Origin of the sequence: Bradyrhizobium sp. (assembly GCF_016462955.1) — a bacterium.
Taxonomy (GTDB): Bacteria; Pseudomonadota; Alphaproteobacteria; order Rhizobiales; family Xanthobacteraceae; genus Bradyrhizobium.
The window spans coordinates 1-903 of the sequence record NZ_JAEMSD010000664.1 but is presented as its reverse complement, the minus strand read 5'-3'; the positions used below and the strand labels follow the sequence as shown (position 1 = coordinate 903).

Below are 903 nucleotides of genomic sequence, written 5' to 3'. Positions count from 1 at the left end.
GGTTTGCGCCCTTTTTTGTTGCCCACTGCTTGTTTATATTCTGAGGTCCACACGACGGTCGGAAAAGCGGGCGGAGAGGCGCTCCACGCGATGGGCGATGGGCTAAATGAAGGCATAGTTGGCGACACCGCGAAGCTGATGATGCATCGGCTGATCGTGCGGATGCTTCGCCGCGACCCGTCATTGGTCGAGAAGGCGAAGTTGGCTCATGAGCGCCAAGCCAGTCAGTTCGCCGGCTGGCCCTTCGTGCGCGAGTGGCAGGAACTGCTTGCGCTACCGCCCAAGGAACTAGCCTCTAAACTCATCAGCCGCGACCGCGAGATGGTGCGGCTGCGTAATACCTCGCCGTTCTGGCTCGCCGAGGGAGTCGATTTTGGCGACTACCATGCCCGTGTCCGCTTGAGGAAGGCGGCGAGACGGATCGTCAAACGCAGCCTGTCTGCGCAGCCTGACTTCCTTGTTCCGGGAGGTCCTTGATGGCCGAAGATCGCGGCATACGGACTTTGGATGACCTTCTCCGGGTCGTCCGAGCCTTGGCCTTCGAATTCAACACGGACAACGTCTTCGTCGTCGGCAGCCAAGCCATTCTGGCATCGATGCCCGATGCGCCTGAGCCGGCAAGGGCATCGCCGGAGATCGACGCTTTCCCGGAGAACGCTAAGATCTGGGAGCTGGAAGAGAATGCCAAGTCGCCGGGCGGTGATCCGAACGTTGCGTCGGAGCACATCGACGGCTTGTTCGGTGTGAGCAGCCAATTCCACCGTACTCACGGCTTCTACATCGACGGCGTCGACGAGACGACGGCCAAACTGCCGGCGGGCTGGCAGGTTCGCGCGATCAAAGTAAGGACCGAAGTCGCAGGACGAAGCGTGTACGGCATAGCGCCGGCTCCGGAGGATTTGA

General features: G+C 60.9%; 2 protein-coding genes. Both read left to right on the top strand.

Annotated elements, in window-relative coordinates:
• The coding region (locus JHD07_RS36495; protein WP_366865801.1) for a hypothetical protein at window positions 1-477 on the top strand (477 nt) is incomplete at its 5' end.
• A partial coding sequence (locus tag JHD07_RS36490) for a hypothetical protein (protein WP_291631006.1) occupies window positions 477-903 on the top strand: 427 nt, incomplete at its 3' end. The genes JHD07_RS36495 and JHD07_RS36490, both read left to right, overlap by 1 nt.